This is a genomic window from Streptomyces sp. NPDC059010, assembly GCF_042740355.1.
In the GTDB taxonomy this organism is placed as follows: domain Bacteria; phylum Actinomycetota; class Actinomycetes; order Streptomycetales; family Streptomycetaceae; genus Streptomyces.
The window spans coordinates 66240-84865 of record NZ_JBHYJA010000048.1; the positions used below are offsets into that span (position 1 = coordinate 66240).

Here is an 18626-nt window from a genome sequence, read left to right on the forward strand (position 1 = left end):
GCTCCTGTCGCAGGTCTACCGGGCGGCGTCAGTGTGCGGAGGGCCTTGGGCAGGTGCCTCACCTGCCGCGGGTGAAGCCGCGCCGCGGGCGAGCAGGGTGACCGTCACCTCGTACCCCGTGAGCACGAGCGCGACGACGAGCAGGCCCGTCCACGAGGACAGCAGGAGCGCGCAGAGGGCGGCAACCACGATGCCGGCGACGCGCAGGACGTCGGCGTGCTCGCCGATCCACCGCCGCACGTCGGTCTCCCGGGTGAGGCGCCGGCCGGTGTCGGCGGCGAACCGGCCCGTGGCCTGGGCGCCCTGGACTGCGTAGCGGCGCAGCCCGACCGGCAGCCGGCCGGGGCCGACGAGATACGCCACCACCGCTATGGCGATGCCCACCATCAGGAGCTGGTCGCCCCGTTCACGCAGGGTGGCGAACACCGTCCAAAGGACGGCGCGTACGCCGTCGCGGTAGACGCCGTCCGGCACCTGGCCGAGGATCTGGTCGCGCACCGCGCGCAGCACACTGGACAGCGCGACCGTGCACACGACGAGCCAGAGCCCGAGCTGCAGTACGCTGCGCCGGCGGTTCGGGGAGATCCACAGTGCGAGGGCCAGCAGCAGGACGGTGCCCGCCAGCAGGCCCACCAGACCCCGCTTGAACAGCAGGACGGCGTCCTGGACCTGCCCGAGCTCGTGCCCGTTGTACAGCTTGATCGTGGCGAAGTCGTCGGGCAGCGTGACGCCGAGGGCGTTCTCGATCCGGTCGTGCAGTCCGGGCGGGATCTCCCCCGAGGACAGCTGGGGCAGGTCCAGTTCCTTGCCGAACAGGCTGGGAAGGCGGTCCTCCAGGGCGTTCAGGGTGTTGTTGACCAGGGGCAGCAGGTTGAGGGTCACGGTGTCGTCGCCGACCCGCACGTTCTCGCTGCGGTTCTCCAGTACGGCGATGATGCGGGCGTGGGCGGTGCGATTGGTGGCCCGCCACAGGTCCTGGAACTGTTCGGTCCTGATCAGCTGGGAGACCTTGTCCTTCAGGTAGTCGTGGACGGCGCCCGTGACGGGTGCGGCGAGGAAGGACGCCCGTTCCGGAAGTGCCTCCGACAGCCGCTGCTCCACGTCCAGTTGGTCGAAGATCTGGTCGGTCAGATAGGTGGAGACGGCCGCGTTCACGGCCGGGTTCTCGGGCAGCGGGCCGGTCGTCGCCACCCAACGGCCGGTGTTCAGGGTCGTGCGCGCGCCCCACACCCCGACGACCGAGGTGACCGCCAGGACCGCGACGAGTGCGACGAGCAGTGCGGCGACGACACGCCGGACGACCAGCAGCCGGGCCCGGCGTCGCTGTTCGCCGCCGATCCGGGCCCGCAGCTCGGCGAGTTCGGCACGCAGCCGCTGTACTTCGCTCTCGTCCGTCCGCCGGGCCTGCGTAGGCCGGAGGGACGTCTTGTCCTGCTGTGCTGCCCGGTCCTGGTCCATGGCGTCCTACCTCCGCGCCCACCGTCCCGCCGGCCGCACGCCGGGCCCTCACCTGCGGCGGGTGACGCGGAACGGGGCGGGGCGCGGCTGGATGGAGTGCCATCACGTCGCCATCACGTGAAGGGAGCTGCCATGGCCGGGATCGGGCCGGTACAACTGCTGACGGTCGAGTTCGGGCCCGACGCGAAGTTCGAGGGAAGGATCGTCGACGAGCTCTGGGCGCTGCAGCGCAGCGGTCAGGTCCGAGTGCTCGACCTGCTCTTCGTGCAGAAGGAGGCGAGCGGCGACCTCGTCACCGCCGACTACCAGGCGGAGGGCATGGGAGACACCGTGGCCGCGCTGCTCGGCATTCCGCGCCGGGCTCTGGCGCAGGCCCAGGCGTCGTTCCCGTCGCTGACCGAGGGCAACGCCTTCGGTCTCACCCTGGAGGAGATCCGGGAACTGGCACGGGAGTTGGAACCGGGCACCGCCGCCGGGTTCGTCCTGTTGGAGCACATCTGGGCCAGGGACCTGCGCCAGGCGATCCGGGACGCGGGCGGAGTGCCCGTCGCGGAGGGCTTCCTCACGGAGGAGTCCCTTGAGGTCGTGGTGGCGGAGCTCGCGCTCGCCATGGAGCGGCTCGACGCCGCCGCGGAGGAACACAGCCAGGAAGGCCGGGGAGCCGGCCGCAACCCCAGGAGGTCTCGATGACCGATCTCGTCGTGCTCGGCTTCACCGACAAGGAGAAGGCCGAGGCGGTGCTGCGCCTGTCGAAGGAGCTGTCCAAGCAGGAGCTTCTCGACCTGGACGACGCGGCCCTCGCCTGGCGCACCCCGGACGGCAAGGTCCATGTGCGCCAGTCCTTCAGTCCCACCGGCAGTGCGGCCGCGGGCGGTGCCCTGTGGGGGACGCTGTTCGGCCTGATCTTCCTGATGCCGGTGTTCGGGGCCGCCGTGGGTGCGGCCACCGGGGCGGTCGCGGGCAAGCTCACGGACATCGGCATCAACGACGCGTTCATCAAGGAGATCGCCGGCACGCTGGAACCGGGCCGGGCCGCGGTCTTCGCGCTCGTACGGCGCTCCACACCGGACCGGGTCCGGGAGGCGCTGCGTCCCTTCCAGCCCACCGTGCTGCGCACGTCGCTGACCAAGGACCGGGAGGAGGAACTGGTCGCCGCCCTCCAGAGCTGAACCGCCGCTTCGAGGGTTGAACTACTGACCGTTCTACCAACCTCACCCGGGTGAGATGGGGCGTTCGACATGGGCGCCCCATGCCGGTCGGGCCACACTCGTCTGTCGTGCACCAGCCAGCGCTGAGAACCTCTGAGAGCGAGGTGCCGGTGATGGGCGAGTGGGGGAAGGGGCAGGGTTCTGCGGAGGCGGACGACGGCTCTTCGACGACCGCTCTTCCCGCCCGGGTCGGGGTGCCTCCGCTGCCGACCTGGCTCGTGCCCCGGCCCCGGCTGACGGACCGTCTCGCCCGCGGGGCGCTCGGGCCGTTGACCGTGGTGGTGGGGCCCGTGGGCGCCGGGAAGTCGGCGCTCACGGTGGAGTGGGCCTGCACCCGTGGCACCCCCGGCCCGGTCGCCTGGGTCGCCTGTGACGGTGCGGAGGAGCAGCCCGACGTCTTCTGGGCCCGGGTGACGACCGCGCTGCGCGAGGCGGGCGTCGACCTCCCGCGGTTCCCGGATGTGCTGCACCCCGATGCCGAGCCGGCCGGGGCGGCCGTACGGGATGAACTCGCCGCCGAGGAAGGGAGCAGCAGGCCTGCCGGGGCGCCCGAGAGCCCGCTGCTGATCGCCGCGCTCGCCGCCGCGCTGGCCAGGCGGACGGAGCCCGTCGTTCTCGTGCTGGACGACTTCCAGCCGGACGCCGGCTCGCCGGTCGCCCGCGGAACGGCCTGTCTGCTCCGGCACGCGGGCCCGATGCTGCGGCTGGTGGTGACCTCGCGCCGGGATCCGCCGCTGCATCTGCACCGCTACCGGCTGGCCGGCGAACTCACCGAACTGCGCACCGCCGACCTCGCGTTCGACGACCGTGAGACGGCGGCCCTGCTGGCCCAGCACGGTGTGCACGTGCCCCGGCCGGTGGTCAGCACGCTGCGGAAGCGGGCCGACGGCTGGGCTGCGGGCCTGCGCCTGGCGGCCATGTCCATGCAGGAGCACCCCCACCCCGAGACCTTCGTGGCGCAGTTCGCGGGCGACGACGAAGCGGTCGTCAGTTACCTCGTCGAGGAGGTGCTGGACGGCCAGAGCCCGCAGATGCGCAGGCTCCTGGTGACCACGAGCATCCTGGAGCATCTCAACGCCGAGCTGGCCACCGAGCTGGCGGGCGGCGAGGCCGGGGCGCACTTCCCCGCGCTCGTCGGGCAGAACTCCTTCCTCCAGTACGCCGGGCACGGGTGGTACCGGTGTCACCGGATGTTCGCCGACGTACTGCGGGTGCGCCTGCGCCACGAGGCGCCGGACCAGGTGGCCGCGCTGCACCGCCGGGCCGCCGCGTGGCTCGGGGAGCACGGGCTCCTCGCCGAGGCGGTGCGCCATGCGCTGGCCGCGGGCGACTGGGGGCACGCCAGCCATCTCGTCGTCCATCAGCTGGCGATCGGACGGGTGCTCGCCCTGACCGGCGTCCGGCTGCCGGAGGAGCTGGTGCGCCGGCCGGCCGCCCATGTCCCGGAGCTGCCGCAGCGGTTGCCCGACCCCGAGTCCGCGCTGGTCACGGCGGCGACCGCGCTACGGCGCGGTGAGGAGTCCGCGTGCGCCGAGGCCCTGGATCTCGCCGATCACCTGCTCACGGAGGTGCCCTGGGACGACGCCCACCGGGTCGCACGCTGCCGGCTGACGCATGCCGTCATCCGTATGACGAGGGACCGGTGCCGCGATCCGGGGGCCGCGCGGGCGGCGGCGGACGACGCCGAGGAACTCTTCGCCCAGGTCCCGCGCGCGCTGCTGGCCGACCGTCCCGAGCTGCGGGCGCTGGTGCTGTCCGTGCGCGGTCGCGCCGAGCTCAGGGACGGCGGCCTGAAGACCGCCGAGGCCCTGCTGACCGCGGGGCTCAAGGCCGCGGGCGCGGCGGAGAACGACGTACTGCGCCGGGACTGCCTGGCCGAACTGGCGCTGCTGGAGGCGTTGCGCGGGCGTTTCCGGGCCGCGGACGAACTCGCCGGGCACGCCCAGCGGCCACCGCTGCCGGCTTGCACGCAGTCGCCGTCCCTGGCGGTGCTGCACGTGGTCCGGGCCTGGGTGGGCATGGCGCGACACGAGTCGGCGCGCGCACGCGCCGAACTCGCCCGGGCCCGGGCGGCCCTGGGCACGGTGCCCGATCCGTTCGTCGCGGGGGTGGGCACCCTGGTCGCCGCGCTCGTCTCCGCGACGGAGAGCGGGGTGCCGCCGTCCCCCGAGGTCGTGGCGGCCATCCCGGCATCGGCCGACTGGCTCACCGAGGGGCTGCGTCAGCCGGTGCGCCAGGCGTGTGCCGCCTCGGTCGGCGCGGCACACGCCTGCACGCTCCGGATACCGCGCGTCGGTGGCCGCGCCGCCCTGACGGAGCGGCAGGAGTGGCACGACGACGCACCGGTCGAGGCGCTCAGCGCGCGGGAGCACGACGTACTGCGGCGGCTGGCCCAGATGATGACGACGGAGGAGATCGCCGCCGACCTGTATCTGTCGGTGAACACGGTCAAGACGCATCTCAAGGGCGTCTACCGGAAGCTCGCCGTCACCCGGCGGTCGGCCGCGGTACGGCGAGCTCGTGAACTCGAACTGCTGTGAGGGGTCTCCTTCCCGGCTTCCCGGTACGTCACAGAAGCCGCAGCTGCCTCGCCCGGTCGAGGGCCTCGGTGCGTGAGCAGGCACCGAGTTTCCGGTACACCGCGCGCGCGTGTGTCTTCACCGTGTTGTGCGAGATGAAGAGGTCCAGCCCGATCTGCCGCAGCGGCACGTCCTCCTGGAGCCGTACCAGGACGCTCCGCTCACGTTCCGTCAGATGTTCGACCGGGATCACGGGGTCGAGGTGGTCCCGGCCGTGGTGAGGCACGACGGCCAGCACGTTCGTCGCCTCGTCCACCAGTACGCCCGCGCTGCGCGGATCACCCAGCGCGATCGCGATCTCCACGAGCGTGTCGGCGACCCACACCAGGCAGGTCGTCACCGCTGTGTCCGCTTCGGGCGCGTCCCGGCCGAGGGCACGCAACCGCCCCCGCAGCGCGGACACCCGACGGGCGTCCGCCTCCTGGGGGTTCGCATCCCTCCACCGCGGCTCACGGCCCGGCACCGCAGGCATGTCCCTCACCTCCTCGGCGATGTGCGGTACATACCGACGGTGCAGGCAGGACGCCGTCACGGAAAGGGGTCTTACGGCTCTTTCGGCCCTGTCTTACGGCTCTTTCGGCCCTACGGACGACGCGAGGCTACGCCGGACTGCCGAGGCCGGGTTCCGCCTCGCCGGCCCCGCCCGGCAGACGCCGTACCTCCACCAGTTCGAGTCCGAGGGCCTGGATGCGGTCCAGGATCCCGTACAGCGCCGCCTGATCGAGTCCGGCGCCGCGCAGCACCGTCTCCGGCGGGTTGACCGTGACCGTCAACTCGGCGAAGGCGGTCCGGAATGCCTGACCGACCCTGCCCTTGATGCGGATCTCGAAGTCGCCGTCGGTACGCGCCCCGCCCCGTTCAGGTCCGCGTTCCTCCTCCATGCCCATTGGGGGTCACCTCCGCTGCCGCGGCCCGGGTCAGGCCAGCGTCTCCCGGGCCCGGGGCGCGGCACATCACACAGCCGGGGTGACGGCGGCGGCCTCGGCCGTGGATCCCCGGCTGCCCGGAGTCATCCACTGCGGGTGAGCCCCGGGCGCACCCGTAGCGGGATGCTCCTGTCTCCTTCGAGGAGGTGCGCGACATGGCGGATCAGACATCGACAGAGCAGACCCAGTACGGCGCCCCCGCCCAGGGACCGCGGATCACGCCGCTGTTGCTCGGCGGGGTCGTGTTCGCCGCCTGCATGATGACCATCATCGGCCTCTACCAGGTCATCGTCGGCATGGCCGCGATCATCGACGACAACTTCTACCAGGACGTGCCCAATTACCCGTACGACTACGACGTCAACTACTGGGGCTGGTTCCACATGGGCTTCGGCATCGTCGTCCTGGCGGCTGCCTTCAGCCTCTTCTCCGGCAAGACGTGGGCACGCGTCGTCGGCATCGTCGTCGCCTCGCTGAGCGCGCTGGAGAACTTCTTCTTCACGCCGTACTACCCGGTGTGGTCGGTGATCATCATCGCTCTCGACGTCCTGGTGATCTGGTCCCTCGCCACCTACGGCCGCGCCCAGGCCCACAAGGCCTACGGCGCCCCTCTCTAGGCCTCCAGGCCCGGTTCCGAGCCCGGTCGGACCGGCGCGGTTCAGGTCCGCGGCCCCCCGTGCGGGTCGCGGACCGTCGGCAGGCCCAGCCTCGCGAGCCGGCGCCAGTCGAGCCGGGGCCGACTCGCGCGCATGCCGGGGCGTCGGCGTGGCACCAGCACGCGCAGTGCCCGGGTCCGGACCTCGCAGCGCACGGGCACGCTCAGCGTCAGCGCCTCGCCGTCGACGCCGGCCGGGATCGACGGCCGGGGGGCGGGGGCGACCACAAGCCGAGACCGCGGCCCCGGGCGGACCGCCGCCCGCCCGCCGCCCCCCCCCCCCCCCCCCGGCCCCCCCCCCCCCCCCCCCGGCGCCGGCAACCCACGGCGGGTGGGCGTCGACGACCACTTCCGTCGCCGTCGCCCGGGTCAGTCCCGCGGCACGCCGGCCGCGCAGCAGCCCGACGGCCTGCGCGGCGCTGGTCACGTCGACGCCGACGACGCCCAGTTCCCCGCCGTCCAGGCGGGCGCGCCGCCCGAGGCCCGCGATGTCGCCGGTCCCGTACGGGTTGTTGCTGACCAGCAGGGCCTGCGGTGCGGTGAGGACGGTCTCTCCGGCGTGGGCGGTCAGCCGTGCGCCCTTGTGGCCGACGAGCAGGTCCGGCAGGAGCTCCAGGGTGGTGCGGGACTTGCCGTCCCGGTAGGCGGGGCTCTGCACGACCTCGGCGTAGGCGCCGAACGAGACGTTGTTGACGAAGGGCCGGCCGCTCGCCCGGCCGAGGTCCACCCGGAGTTCGACCCCGTCGCGCAGGGCGTCCAGGGCCTTCGACGGGTCGGTGCGGTCCAGGCCGAGGTCGAGCGCGAAGTGGTTGCGGGTGCCGGCCGGGATGACCAGGAAGGCGATGCCGAGCGACGCGGCGACATCGGCGACCAGGGCCTGGGTGCCGTCCCCGCCCGCGACTCCGAGCAGGTCGGCGCCCTCCGCGGCGGCCTTGCGCGCGAGTTCGGCGACGTCGGTCTGCTCCGGGCCCTCCAGGAGCAGTACTTGGGCGCCGAGGGCCTCGGCCTTCTCCCGCAGCCCGAAACGCTCCACCTTGCCGCCGCCCGAACGCGGGTTCATGATCAGCACGGCGTGCCGGAACGGTGGCGCGGGACGTTCGGGCAGCGAGTCCTGCGCGCCGGTCCGGGCGAGTGCGCCGCGTCCGGTGGTGACGGCGAGCAGCCACAGCGCCCAGGCCACGGCGACGACCCAGGTCAGACGGGCGCTGGTGTACTCCACCAGGACCCAGACCGGCGCGGCGACGGCCAGGAACGCGGCGAGCAGCCGGGTCAGGTTCCGTCGGGTCAGCATCCACCAGACGGCCGCGGCGGTGACCGCCGTGCCGGTCAGCCCTACGGCGGCCAGGGCGAAGGTCCTGAGGCCCGCGAACACGGCCAGGACGAGCACCGACGCCGCGGCGGCCGTCAGTGATGCCCTGGCCAGCCAACGCTGCCTCGGCGTCGTGGGTTCCATGGCGCCAAGGTAGGGCGGCCCCGTCGGCCCGCCTCACCCTCGGCAGGCGAACCCTCCGACCGGGCCGGCCCGAGTGCACCGTCGTCCTCGGCCGGCGCCTGCCCCGGCACGGGCCGGGGCAGGCCCAGTCGGCGTGCGATCGTGCTGTCCTGGGCGAGGACGTAGCCGACGGCGATACCCACGACCACGGTCGCGAAGAAGAAGATCAGCCAGGTCAGCATGGTGAAAACGGAGCCGAGCGGCCCGTACCGCTCCACGCTCAGCCGCAGCGAGCGCGGCAGCCACAACCCGGAGACCACCGAGAACACCACGACGCCTGAGCCGGTGAGCAGCGCACCGGGCAGCAGCGGGCGCCAGCCCACCCGGCCGGCCAGCAGCAGGTACTGCGTCCACCACCACATCAGACACGCGCCGACCAGCTGCAGCGGCACCCCCAGCACGGGGCCCGCCCCGAACCCGCTGCGCAGCAGCCCCTGGAACACCAGCGCCGCGACCCAGGCGAGCAGCCACACGCCCCACCGCCAGGCCACGGTCCGCAGCCCGGAGCGGGGCAGGTGCCAGGCACGCTCGCACAGCCGCTGCAGCGCCCGGCTGAAGGCGGTGGCGGACACCAGCGCCAGCAGCAGGCCGACCGCGCCCCAGGTGTGCCGCGCCTCGTCACCGCTGCCCGCGTACACCCCTTCGACCTGGCTGAAGACCGGTCCCGCGGTGCCGAGCAGCATGCGCAGTGTGCTGCGCAGTTCCTCGCGGACGGCGGGCGGGGAGAAGGAGGCGACGGCGAAGAGCATGGGCAGCGCGGTCAGGAAGGCCTGGGCGGCCAGCCGGGTGGCCATGTCGAGGACGCTCACGCTGACCAGCTGCCGGCCGATGCGGCCCGCCAGGGACCGGGCGAGACCCGCGAACGCCATGATCCGCCCCCTCGGCCCGGAAGAGTCTGCCGGCCCGCCTCGGGCGTGCCGTGTCCCACCCTCCCGCCGGCTCCGGCCCCCTTGCTTCGCCCGGACCGGGTGACGCGCCGCCCCGGCGGGCCGGTCGCCGGGTTCATCGCCTACGGTGCCGGTGTACCGAACGCAGCTGGGGATGGTGGGTTGGCGATGACGCACAAGGCGCTGGTCATGGGCATCGGCGGCAGGGAGCCGAAGATCGACGGGGAGGCCTTCGTGGCGCCCCTGTCCTCGGTGATCGGGGACGTGACGCTGGAGGCGGGGGCGAGCGTCTGGTACGGGGCGGTGGTGCGCGGCGATGTGGAGCGGATCTCCGTCGGCGTCCAGAGCAATGTGCAGGACAACTGCACGCTGCATGCCGACCCCGGTTTTCCGGTGACCATCGGGGCGCGGGTGTCCGTCGGGCACAACGCGGTGGTGCACGGGGCGACCGTCGAGGACGACTGTCTGATCGGGATGGGCGCGACCGTGCTGAACGGCGCGGTGATCGGGGCGGGGTCGCTGGTCGCCGCGCAGGCGTTGGTGCCGCAGGGGATGGAGGTGCCGCCGGGGTCGCTGGTCGCGGGAGTGCCGGCGAAGGTGAGGCGACCGTTGACCGAGGAGGAGCGACAGGGCGTGACGCTCAACGGGACCATGTATGCGGAGTTGGCCAAGGCCCATCGGGAAGAGCACGGGGCGTGAGGTCGTACGCGGTCTGCGGGCCGTAGGTGGCTGATCGCGCCCACGCGGCGGAGCCGCACATCGATACGGCCCCGCGCCCCTTGAGGGCGTATCAGTCCCCGGCGGCTACCGGCTCGGGATCCTGGTGCGCGGACTGTGCCTTCTTCGCCTTGCGCTTGATGATCAGCATCGAGGTGAGACCGATCAGGACGGCCGCCACCAGACCCAGCCACGAGAAGCGCTTCAGCCAGGACTCGGCGACCACGCCGACGTAGTAGATGACCGCGGTCGTGCCGCCGGCCCAGAGGATGCCGCCGAGGACGTTGGCGGTCAGGAACTTCCAGTACGGCATCCGCAGGACGCCCGCGAGGGGGCCGGCGAAGATGCGCAGGAGGGCGACGAAGCGGCCGAAGAAGACGGCCCACATGCCCCACTTCTGGAAGGAGCGCTCGGCGGTGGCGACATGGCCCTCGCTGAAGTGCTTGGGGAACTTCCCGCCCAGCCAGGCCAGCAGCGGCCGGCCGCCCTTGCGGCCGATGGCGTAGCCGATGGAGTCGCCGATGATCGCGCCCGCGCTGGCGCAGGCGCCGAGCACGAAGGGGTCGATCTCACCGTGCTGCGAGGCGAGCAGCGCCGAGGAGACCAGAATGATCTCGCCGGGCAGCGGAATGCCCAGGCTCTCCAGTCCGATGACCACGCCGACCAGCAGATAGATGGCGAGCGGTGGCACCGTTTCGAGCCATTCCTGGACGTGCAACGCCGCTTCCTCCCATGTCCTGGACCCTGTGCTCCCGGGCGCGCGCCCGGCGGTGGGCGCGCGCCGGGGCAGCCTACCCGTTATGAGTGACGGTCTCGGTGTCCCACAGGTTGCACCGATGCTCACGATGCGTGGTGGCGCTCAGCACGTTTCCGCCGGTGGACATGGTGCGCAGGGTCAGTACGGCGCCGGGCCGGGTCGGCATCGCGGGCTGGCCTGTGGCGTGCGGCACTCCGTCGCGGACGAAGGAGCCCCAGTACTGGATCATCTGCCCCGCCAGCCTGTGCTGCTCGGCGTTCAGCGGTGACCGCAGGCCGAAGTGCTTGAAGAGGTACTGCACCTCGTTGACGTGGGTCGCGCCGAAGTCGAAGTCCGTGCCGAGGTTGCGCAGGGAGGCGAAGGGCGGGGAGGTGCGGTCGGCGAACTCGTACGCGTAGACCTTGCCGCGTCCGGCGAGCGTGCCGTCGAGCCGGAGCGCCGGGCAGGCGAAGGACTGGTCGCCCTGGGCGGTGGCGTAGGCGATGGTCGGGGACGGGTACGCCGCCAGGGGGTAGCGCGCGAGGGCCTCGTCGCCGTAGTCCGCCCGCATGACGGTCGGGTACTCCTCGGCGGTGAGCGGGGTGCCGTCCAGGTCGAAGCGGGCGAAGGCGAACAGCCGGCCCTCGTCCTGGTTCGCCCCGTTCATGACCGGCACACCGGCCGCGGCCCCGCGCGCGAACGCCTCCTCCGGCTGCCTCGGCAGGAAGGCGCCGCCGACCACCGGCCCCCAGTCGAACCCGCTCTGAGCCGCCAGGATCTCGGAGGCGGGCTTGGCCCGGAGACAGGCCAGGCCCGCGCAGCCCAGCTTGTGCGCGAAGGCGGCGCCCTCGGTCACGGCCGTCCCGTGCGTGCGCGCACCGCAGTCGCCGTACGCCCCGCTCTGGATGATCCCGGCCCGGAAGAGCCCCTTGCCCGGCGGCGAGGCCAGCTGGGTGCAGACCGATCGGCCGCCCGCCGACTCGCCCGCGATGGTCACGCGGCCGGGGTCGCCGCCGAAGCCGCCGATGTTGGCACGCACCCAGCGCAGCGCGGCCTGCTGGTCGAGCATGCCGAAGTTGCCGGAGACCCCGTCACGTACCTCGCCGTCGAGGCCGGACGTGGCGAGGAAACCCATCGCCCCGAGGCGGTAGTTGACGGTCACGACGACCGTGCCGGTCCGCCGTGCGAAGGTGTCGGGGACGACGTCCTGACCGGCCCCGGCGGTGAGCCCTCCGCCGTGGAACCAGACCAGTACGGCACGACGGTCGGCGCCTTCGGGGACGTACACATTGAGGTCGAGGCAGTCCTCGGTGTGGCTGGGCTGCTCGTACCCGGGGTCCCAACTCGCGCTCTGCACACACTTGTTGCCGAAGTCCCGTGCCGTACGCATCCCTTGCCAGGGCCGGACCGGCCGCGGCTCCTTCCAGCGGAGTGCGCCGACGGGCGGCTCGGCGTAGGGGATCCCGAGGAACTGCCGCCCCTCGGCGGTGCTTTCACCCCGGACCCAGCCCGCGTCCGTGCGGACGACGGGAGGGTCGGCGGCCTGCGCGGGGACGGGAGTGACGAGCGCGGCGGCGAGGGCCAGCAGTGCGACGGACATACGACGGATCAACGGTCCACCTCCACTTGGGTCCGCGTGGGACACACGGGCGCGGCGGGAAAACTATGAACGTCGGTGACTCGTGTCAATGATGTGAACGAGGCGGATGAGAAACGGCCGAATGAGTCAGGGGCCACCACGGTGCGGTGACCCCTGACCGACCCACTACTTGACTGCCTGGCTACTTGACTGCCTGGCTACTTGACCCTGGCTGCTTGACCACTCGGCCACTTGACCGGCGGACGGTGGATTCGAGCGTCGTCGTGGCGGTGTCGACGACCTTGGAGTCGGTGGCCGACGCCTTGGCCGGGAGAATCACGACGCCTCCGACGGTGCCGACGACATCGGCCGGGGCGGCGGGCTCGTCCTGGTCGCCGGAGTCGTCCTGGACGTACCGCGTCTCGTACTCCGGCTCGGGTTCCGGTTCCGGCTCCTCCTCCGGAGAGCCGCCCTCGGGCCGCTCGGGGGCGGCGGCGTCCGGCGACTCGTGCCCGGCGGCGGGGCCGGGGACCGCGGGCGCGCTGTCCTCCCCCTTCTCGTTCCGCCCGCCCTCCTCCTTCCCCTTCTTCTTCTGCTGCTGCTCGGAGTTCGGCGCCCCCGCGAGACCGCCGTCGAGCACCCAGCGCTGCGCATCGGAGCCGTCCCGGTCGGCGAGCGTCACGCTCTCGTCCTCGCCGCCCGCGACCGCCAGTCCGCCGGACCGGCGGGGCAGCAGTTCGCCGTGGACGGTGAGGTCGTAGCGCACCTCGCCGGCGTGCGCGAGGCAGTCGGCCAGGACGACCGTGCCCTTGTCGCGGTCGGAGTCCAGACAGAGGGTGGGGTCGGCGGCGCTGCGCAGCAGACCGCTGTCCTGGTACGACCACTGCTGGGACGCGGAGGCGGAGCACTGCGCCAGCTCGGCCGGAGCACCGCTGCGGATCTCGCCGTCGCGGAGGTCCAGGCACAGGCCGCGGTCGATGTTGCGGAGCGTGCCCTGGGCGATCGCGACGGGGTCCTCGGCCGAGGCGGCCGACGGTGATCCGCCCGAGGAGGGCTTGTCCACGGCGCCCGGGCGCACGGACTGGCCGCTGGGCACGCCCCAGGTGGCCTGCGCGTCGGGCACGCCGTTCTCCTCGGACCAGCCCTTGGCGGTGAGCACGGTCACGAGCAGGGCGAGGGAGGCCAGTCCGACACCCACGGCGACGGCCTTGGCACGCCCGCGCGGCGGGGCGAGCCGCACCGGGCGGTGCCGGCCACCGCGTCGCCCGTGGTCGGACGCCGCCGCTGCGGAGCCGCCTCGCCCGGGCCGGGAGTCGAGGTAGCGCCGGGCGCCCCAGCCGAGCACGGTTTCGGCCAGCAGCGTTTCGAGGCCGCCCTCGAAATGGCTGAGCTGCTCGGCGGCGTGCCGGCAGTAGCGGCACTCCATCAGATGCTGCTGGACATCGGGCAGCAGGGCGCCGCCCCGGCGAATGGGAACGTCGAGGAGACGGTTGTAGAAGCGGCATTCCCGGGTGGGCGCGAGTTCACGGTGGGCGCGTACGCAACCCGCCCGGAATTGCTCACGCACCTCCTCCATCGCCGCCGACACGGTGCCCGTGTCAACTCCCAGCAGACCAGCGGGTATGGTTATCGGCTCCGCTTCGACCTCGGTATGCCAGAGGAGGCATTGCGAGGCGCCCGGCAGGGCCCGGAATGCGCGCTCGGCGATATGGCGCCTTTCGGGCGTCGTGGACCGTGCGGCGCGCAGTCCGCGTGCTCCGGTCGGTTTGCCGAGTTCCGGCATAAGGGCGGAAATTCCGCTGTCCGCCGCCCACTCCTTCACCAGGTCCCGTACGGCGGTGAGGAGTTGGGGACGCAGCGCGCCGTCACCGGGCCGGCCGAGCACGCGGTGGAATGCGGCGGCGGTCACCATGGAGGCCGAACTCGCCGTGGACACCAGGCAGATGGCCGCGTAGTCGTAGGTGGCGCGCCAGTGCCGTGCCATGAGCAGCGCGACGGCGTGACCGTCCGCTCCGCTCTTGCGCAGGCTCGCGAGGAGATCGCGGTCGGACCGCCCGGGGCTCACCCCGGGCCGTGGCGGGTAGGGCGGTCGTGGGGGGTACGGGGATTGCACTGAACCATTTCCTTCCCAGCCGCAGGACGCCATGGGGAATGCGCGTCCGTCGGAAAGCAGGTGCGTGATTGGTGCATACCTAGGCCGCGTCATCCGTGGACCGGCTATCGGGTCGCTCACTTTCGCACAAGCAACGCACAGGAAACAAGAAGTTCGAGTGACCAACGTTCAAGAAGCAGAGAATTCAGAAAAGTTACCGCCGGTATCCGCACCCGCATTCGACAGCACCACCGCATCACGCGACAAGTTGTGTGCAGTCAAAGACCGTTGGTCCACGGAATCTTCAACTCCGCATAGCGCACAGGAAGCTCCGAGGTTTCTCTCGGCGCGCTCTCATCCCGGTGCGCCAGCATGACCCGCATGATCGTCCCCCACACCGCACCCACGCCCACACCCACCCGAGGTCCGGCCCGTACGGTCCGCAAGGCGGTCGTCCCGGCCGCGGGACTCGGCACCCGGTTCCTGCCCGCGACGAAGGCGACACCGAAGGAGATGCTGCCGGTCGTCGACAAGCCGGCCATCCAGTACGTCGTCGAAGAGGCCGCCGCGGCCGGTCTCGACGACGTTTTGATGATCACCGGCCGGCACAAGCGGGCCATCGAGGACCACTTCGACCACGCCTTCGAGCTGGAGCAGGCACTCACCGCGAAGGGCGACACCGTACGGCTGGACGCGGTGCGCGACCCGGCCCGGCTCGCCGACATCCACCACATCCGCCAGGGCGACCCGCTCGGCCTCGGCCACGCCGTGCTCTGCGCCCGCCATCACGTCGGCGACCAGCCCTTCGCCGTGCTGCTGGGCGACGACCTCATCGACCCGCGCGAGACCCTGCTCAGCCGGATGCTGGAGGTCCGCGACCGCCACGAGGGCAGCGTGATCGCCCTGATGAAGGTCCCGCCGGAGCAGATCCACCTCTACGGCTGCGCGGCCGTGGAAGCGTCCGGTGAGGACGGCGTGGTCCGCGTCACCGGCCTGGTGGAGAAGCCGTCGCGCGAGGACGCGCCGAGCCACTACGCGGTCATCGGCCGCTATGTCCTCGACCCGGCCGTCTTCGGCGTCCTGGACCGCACACCGCCCGGCCGCGGCGGCGAGATCCAGCTGACCGACGCGCTGCAGGAGCTGGCGGCGGGCGGGACGGTCCACGGAGTCGTGTTCGACGGCCTGCGCTACGACACCGGCGACAAGGCGGACTACCTGCGCACGGTGGTGCGGCTGGCCTGCGACCGGGCGGATCTGGGACCGGAGTTCACGGCCTGGCTGAAAGAGTTCGTGGCAGGCCTGGCGGACGGCGGGGCCGAACGAAAGCGGCTCGCGGCCTGAGAGAGCGACGCCGGACGAAAAGCAACAGGGGCCCGCGCGGGGCCCCTGCTCACCACCGTGCTGCCGGAACTCAGCTGTTCGGTCGCAGCGTCCAGACGACCGTCATCTCACCGGTCACGGCCCCGTCCGCGCGCTGGATCTCGATCGTCACCGGGAACTCGGGCCGCTCTCCCGCGTCCAGTTCCGCGACGACCTCGGCGGCCGGGCGGCCCAGCGTGGCGGTGGCGGTGACGGCGCCCATGGCGAGCTTCTTGTAGGCGATCTCGGCGCGCACGGCGAGGGGCACGGCACGCGAGAGCTGCTCGCCGAACGCGGCCAGCACGATCGCACCACTGGCGGACTCGCCGAGCGTGAACATCGCACCGGCGTGCGGTCCGCCCACGTGGTTGTGGTAGTCGCCCTGGTCCGGCAGAGCCACCACGGCCTTGTCCGGCGTGGTCTCCAGGAACTGGAGATTCAGGGTCCGCGCCATGGGCACGGTGGCGGCGAGCATCTCGCCGATGGACATCTGGTCTGCGCTCATGCGGTCATGTTACCCACGAGTAGAAAATAGGGAACAGGTCTGCCCCGATGTGACGAGCGTCGTATGCGCGAAGTACGCCGCACCGGACCGTCCCTGCCCGGGCGGTGGGCGTACGGGGCCCGTGACCTGCAATCCGCTTGGCAAATCGAGGGCGGGGCGGCGATAGTCGGCCGGTGACCTCCCCCGCCGATCTCCGCCGCCGCCCTCGTCGCCCCGCATGGGCGGGCCGCAATTACAGCCTGCTGACGGCCGCCGCGTTCGTCACGAACCTCGGCAGTCACGGCGCGCTGATCGCCGCGGCGTTCGCCGTGCTGGAGGCGGGCGGCGACGGCGGCGACGTGGGTCTGGTGGCCGCGTCCCGCACGCTGCCCCTGGTGCTCTTCCTGCTGATCGGCGGTGCCGTCGCGGACCGGCTCCCCCGGCACCGCGTGATGGTCGCGGCCAACGCGCTGAACTGTCTCTCCCAGGGTGCCTTCGCCGTGCTGGTCCTGGCCGGGGAGCCGCAACTGTGGCAGATGATGCTGCTGACCGCGCTGGGCGGCACCGGCCAGGCGTTCTTCAGCCCGGCGGCCGAGGGCATGCTGCTGTCGTCGGTCAAGGGGGAACAGGCGAGCCGGGCGTTCGCCGTGTTCCGGATGGCGATGCAGGGTGCGGCGGTGGGCGGTGCCGCGCTCGGCGGTGCCATGGTGGCGGCGATCGGGCCCGGCTGGGTGCTGGCGGCGGACGCGGTGGCCTTCGCGGTCGCCGGCGCGATGCGGGCGTTCCTCGACGTGAGTCACGTTCCGCAGCGCACGCGGGGCGGCGGCATGCTCGCCGATCTGCGGGAGGGCTGGCGGGAGTTCGCCGGGCGGCCGTGGCTGTGGGGCATCGTCGTCCAGTTCTCCATCGCGAACGCGGTCGTCGGCGCCGCCGACGCGGTCTACGGCCCGCTGGTCGCCCGGGACCAGCTGGGCGGGGCCGGTCCATGGGGCGTCGCCCTGGGCTTCTTCGGGGCGGGCACGGTCGCGGGCGCCCTGCTCATGACCCGCTGGAAGCCGCGCCGTCTGCTCCTCGCCGGCACCTTGTGCGTCTTCCCGCTCGCCCTCCCGTCCGCCGCGCTCGCCGTACCGGTGCCGATCACCCTGCTCTGCGCGGTGATGTTCCTGACCGGCGTGACGCTGGAGGTGTTCGGCGTCTCCTGGATGACCGCGCTGCACCAGGAGATACCGGAGGACAAGCTGTCCCGGGTCGCCGCCTACGACTGGTTCGGCTCGGTCGCCCTGGTCCCGCTGGCGACGGCGCTGGCCGGCCCTGCGGAGACGGCGTTCGGGCGCACCTCGGCACTGTGGGGCTGCGCCGCGCTGGTGGTGGTCGTCACGGCGGCGGTCCTGTGCGTACCGGACGTGCGGAACCTACGGCGTCGTACCAAGCAGGTGACCACGGGCACCCGGCCCGCCTCAGCCGATGCCGAAAGCCCCGTCGGGGGGCTCGGGTGACGGCACGGCGTCCTCGTCCCGCACCGGTCGCGCGTCGCCGATGAACTCCCGCAGCGCGGGCCCGTGTTCGACCCGCGCCGGAAAGGCGTCGGAGGCGGTGAGCCGGGCCAGGGCGGCCGTGTCGACGCGGTGGTGCGCGGCGACCAGGACCGCGTTGCCGAACCGCCGCCCGCGCAGTACGCCGGGTTCGGCGATCAGGGCGAGTTCCTCGAACTCGGTGGCGAAGTTGGCCAGTTGGGACCGCAGGAAGGCGAACGGCGCGGCATCCGCGAGATTGGCGAGGTAGACCCCGTCGCCCCTGAGCACGCGCGCGGCCTGCCGGGCGTACTCGACGGACGTCAGATGCGCGGGCACCCGGGAGCCGCCGAACACGTCGGCGACGAGGACGTCGGCCGAGCCCGCGGGGGCGGCCTCCAGCCAGGCGCGTGCGTCGGCGGCGTGCAGATCGATCCCGGACCCCTCGGGCAGCGGCAGATGCTCGGCGACCAGCTCCAGCAGCCCGCGGTCGGCCTCGACGACGACCTGCCGGGACCCGGACCGGGTGGCGGCCACATACCGGGGCAGGGTGAGGGCCCCGCCCCCGAGATGCAGCGCATCCAGCGCCCGCCCGGCTTCCGCGACGGTATCCAGTACGTGCCCGAGCCGACGGGCGTACTCGAACTCCAGGTGGGTGGGCTCGTCCAGATCGACGTACGACTGCGGCGCCCCGTCGACCGTGAGCAACCAGGCTCGCTTCCGATCGACGTCGGGCATCAGCTTGGCGGTGCCGTAGTCGACGGACCGCGTGACGGGTATGGGCTCGCTCACCTTCTTATTGTGCCTGGGGACAAGCGCCCCAAAGGGGCGCGGGGGGGGGGGGGGGGCCCCCCCACCCCCCCCCCCCCCCCCCCCCCCCCCCCACACCCCCACACCCCACCGGTGAACCGGGCCCCCCCCCCCCCCGCCAGCCCCCCCCACA

At 72.6% G+C, this 18626-nt stretch carries 17 protein-coding genes and 1 pseudogene; 7 read left to right on the plus strand and 11 right to left on the minus strand.

From position 1 onward, the window contains the following. Positions 1–15: 15 nt before the first annotated feature. Positions 16–1458 (minus strand): hypothetical protein, encoded by a 1443-nt coding sequence (locus ACFWYS_RS37600; RefSeq protein ID WP_384779116.1) that lies wholly within the window; start codon positions 1456–1458, stop codon positions 16–18. 132 nt (positions 1459–1590) lie between these two features. Here ACFWYS_RS37600 and ACFWYS_RS37605 point away from each other — a divergent pair, with 132 nt between their 5' ends. The 3 genes from ACFWYS_RS37605 to ACFWYS_RS37615 all read left to right on the plus strand — a co-directional run bounded on the left by ACFWYS_RS37605 (position 1591) and on the right by ACFWYS_RS37615 (position 5206). After that, positions 1591–2148, plus strand: a complete 558-nt coding sequence (locus tag ACFWYS_RS37605; RefSeq protein ID WP_384779119.1) for a DUF1269 domain-containing protein — start codon at positions 1591–1593, stop codon at positions 2146–2148. After that, a complete protein-coding gene (locus ACFWYS_RS37610; protein ID WP_384779122.1) occupies positions 2145–2627 on the plus strand; it encodes a DUF1269 domain-containing protein in 483 nt (160 codons plus the stop codon). Before ACFWYS_RS37605 ends, ACFWYS_RS37610 begins: the two co-directional genes overlap by 4 nt. 152 nt (positions 2628–2779) lie before the next feature. Next, the gene (locus tag ACFWYS_RS37615; protein WP_384779125.1) at positions 2780–5206 is read left to right on the plus strand and encodes a LuxR C-terminal-related transcriptional regulator; all 2427 of its coding nucleotides are present in this window, start codon (positions 2780–2782) and stop codon (positions 5204–5206) included. Between the two features lie 28 nt (positions 5207–5234). Here the strand turns inward: ACFWYS_RS37615 and ACFWYS_RS37620 are convergent, their stop codons facing one another. Further along, the gene (locus tag ACFWYS_RS37620; protein ID WP_384779128.1) at positions 5235–5717 is read right to left on the minus strand and encodes a LuxR C-terminal-related transcriptional regulator; all 483 of its coding nucleotides are present in this window, start codon (positions 5715–5717) and stop codon (positions 5235–5237) included. Positions 5718–5844: 127 nt separating this feature from the next. Next, positions 5845–6132, minus strand: a complete 288-nt coding sequence (locus ACFWYS_RS37625; RefSeq protein WP_384779131.1) for a hypothetical protein — start codon at positions 6130–6132, stop codon at positions 5845–5847. A gap of 194 nt (positions 6133–6326) precedes the next feature. On the opposite strand from ACFWYS_RS37625, the gene ACFWYS_RS37630 reads away from it, so the two are divergent. Next, a complete protein-coding gene (locus ACFWYS_RS37630; protein ID WP_384779134.1) occupies positions 6327–6788 on the plus strand; it encodes a hypothetical protein in 462 nt (153 codons plus the stop codon). A gap of 41 nt (positions 6789–6829) precedes the next feature. Here the strand turns inward: ACFWYS_RS37630 and ACFWYS_RS37635 are convergent, their stop codons facing one another. The 3 genes and pseudogenes from ACFWYS_RS37635 to ACFWYS_RS37645 form a co-directional block, all read right to left on the minus strand. Continuing rightward, on the minus strand, positions 6830–7054 hold the full coding sequence (locus ACFWYS_RS37635; RefSeq protein ID WP_384779136.1) for a hypothetical protein: 225 nt from the start codon (positions 7052–7054) through the stop codon (positions 6830–6832). 109 nt (positions 7055–7163) lie between these two features. Beyond that, positions 7164–8279, minus strand: a pseudogene (locus ACFWYS_RS37640) (diacylglycerol/lipid kinase family protein); the annotation flags it as partial. Beyond that, complete coding sequence (locus ACFWYS_RS37645; RefSeq protein WP_384779139.1) at positions 8231–9187, minus strand: YhjD/YihY/BrkB family envelope integrity protein; 957 nt, start codon at positions 9185–9187, stop codon at positions 8231–8233. The pseudogene ACFWYS_RS37640 and the gene ACFWYS_RS37645, both read right to left, overlap by 49 nt. 186 nt (positions 9188–9373) lie before the next feature. Between ACFWYS_RS37645 and ACFWYS_RS37650 the strand changes: the two genes are divergently transcribed. After that, positions 9374–9904, plus strand: a complete 531-nt coding sequence (locus ACFWYS_RS37650; RefSeq protein ID WP_384779142.1) for a gamma carbonic anhydrase family protein — start codon at positions 9374–9376, stop codon at positions 9902–9904. 91 nt (positions 9905–9995) lie between these two features. Here ACFWYS_RS37650 and ACFWYS_RS37655 read toward each other — a convergent pair whose 3' ends face one another. From ACFWYS_RS37655 to ACFWYS_RS37665, 3 genes are all read right to left on the minus strand, one after another. Next, on the minus strand, positions 9996–10640 hold the full coding sequence (locus ACFWYS_RS37655) for a DedA family protein (RefSeq protein ID WP_384779145.1): 645 nt from the start codon (positions 10638–10640) through the stop codon (positions 9996–9998). 73 nt (positions 10641–10713) lie between these two features. Continuing rightward, entirely contained in the window at positions 10714–12258 is a 1545-nt protein-coding gene (locus ACFWYS_RS37660) for a carboxylesterase/lipase family protein (protein WP_384779148.1), read from the minus strand. A 181-nt stretch (positions 12259–12439) separates the two neighbouring features. Further along, complete coding sequence (locus tag ACFWYS_RS37665; protein ID WP_384779151.1) at positions 12440–14350, minus strand: ricin-type beta-trefoil lectin domain protein; 1911 nt, start codon at positions 14348–14350, stop codon at positions 12440–12442. A gap of 360 nt (positions 14351–14710) precedes the next feature. On the opposite strand from ACFWYS_RS37665, the gene galU reads away from it, so the two are divergent. Next, entirely contained in the window at positions 14711–15670 is a 960-nt protein-coding gene (galU, locus tag ACFWYS_RS37670) for a UTP--glucose-1-phosphate uridylyltransferase GalU (RefSeq protein ID WP_384779154.1), read from the plus strand. Positions 15671–15740: 70 nt separating this feature from the next. Here galU and ACFWYS_RS37675 read toward each other — a convergent pair whose 3' ends face one another. Beyond that, positions 15741–16178 carry a DUF4442 domain-containing protein gene (locus ACFWYS_RS37675; protein WP_384779172.1) on the minus strand — a complete coding sequence of 146 codons (438 nt, stop codon included), beginning with the start codon at positions 16176–16178 and terminating at the stop codon, positions 15741–15743. A gap of 188 nt (positions 16179–16366) precedes the next feature. Between ACFWYS_RS37675 and ACFWYS_RS37680 the strand changes: the two genes are divergently transcribed. Next, positions 16367–17668: an MFS transporter gene (locus ACFWYS_RS37680; protein WP_384779157.1), complete on the plus strand. Its 1302-nt coding sequence runs from the start codon at positions 16367–16369 to the stop codon at positions 17666–17668. Here ACFWYS_RS37680 and ACFWYS_RS37685 read toward each other — a convergent pair. Next, a complete protein-coding gene (locus ACFWYS_RS37685) occupies positions 17630–18475 on the minus strand; it encodes a spermidine synthase (protein ID WP_384779160.1) in 846 nt (281 codons plus the stop codon). The genes ACFWYS_RS37680 and ACFWYS_RS37685 overlap by 39 nt on opposite strands. Positions 18476–18626: the final 151 nt, after the last annotated feature.

What these genes read in the sequence shown, in the direction of transcription:
- ACFWYS_RS37660 (WP_384779148.1), bottom strand. Translation starts at nt 12,258, where the DNA reads ATGTCCGTCGCACTGCTGGCCCTCGCCGCCGCGCTCGTCACTCCCGTC.
- ACFWYS_RS37675 (WP_384779172.1), bottom strand. Translation starts at nt 16,178, where the DNA reads ATGTCCATCGGCGAGATGCTCGCCGCCACCGTGCCCATGGCGCGGACC.
- ACFWYS_RS37605 (WP_384779119.1), top strand. Translation starts at nt 1,591, where the DNA reads ATGGCCGGGATCGGGCCGGTACAACTGCTGACGGTCGAGTTCGGGCCC.
- ACFWYS_RS37630 (WP_384779134.1), top strand. Translation starts at nt 6,327, where the DNA reads ATGGCGGATCAGACATCGACAGAGCAGACCCAGTACGGCGCCCCCGCC.
- ACFWYS_RS37610 (WP_384779122.1), top strand. Translation starts at nt 2,145, where the DNA reads ATGACCGATCTCGTCGTGCTCGGCTTCACCGACAAGGAGAAGGCCGAG.
- ACFWYS_RS37645 (WP_384779139.1), bottom strand. Translation starts at nt 9,187, where the DNA reads ATGGCGTTCGCGGGTCTCGCCCGGTCCCTGGCGGGCCGCATCGGCCGG.
- ACFWYS_RS37615 (WP_384779125.1), top strand. Translation starts at nt 2,780, where the DNA reads ATGGGCGAGTGGGGGAAGGGGCAGGGTTCTGCGGAGGCGGACGACGGC.
- ACFWYS_RS37625 (WP_384779131.1), bottom strand. Translation starts at nt 6,132, where the DNA reads ATGGGCATGGAGGAGGAACGCGGACCTGAACGGGGCGGGGCGCGTACC.
- ACFWYS_RS37600 (WP_384779116.1), bottom strand. Translation starts at nt 1,458, where the DNA reads ATGGACCAGGACCGGGCAGCACAGCAGGACAAGACGTCCCTCCGGCCT.
- ACFWYS_RS37620 (WP_384779128.1), bottom strand. Translation starts at nt 5,717, where the DNA reads ATGCCTGCGGTGCCGGGCCGTGAGCCGCGGTGGAGGGATGCGAACCCC.
- galU (WP_384779154.1), top strand. Translation starts at nt 14,711, where the DNA reads ATGATCGTCCCCCACACCGCACCCACGCCCACACCCACCCGAGGTCCG.
- ACFWYS_RS37650 (WP_384779142.1), top strand. Translation starts at nt 9,374, where the DNA reads ATGACGCACAAGGCGCTGGTCATGGGCATCGGCGGCAGGGAGCCGAAG.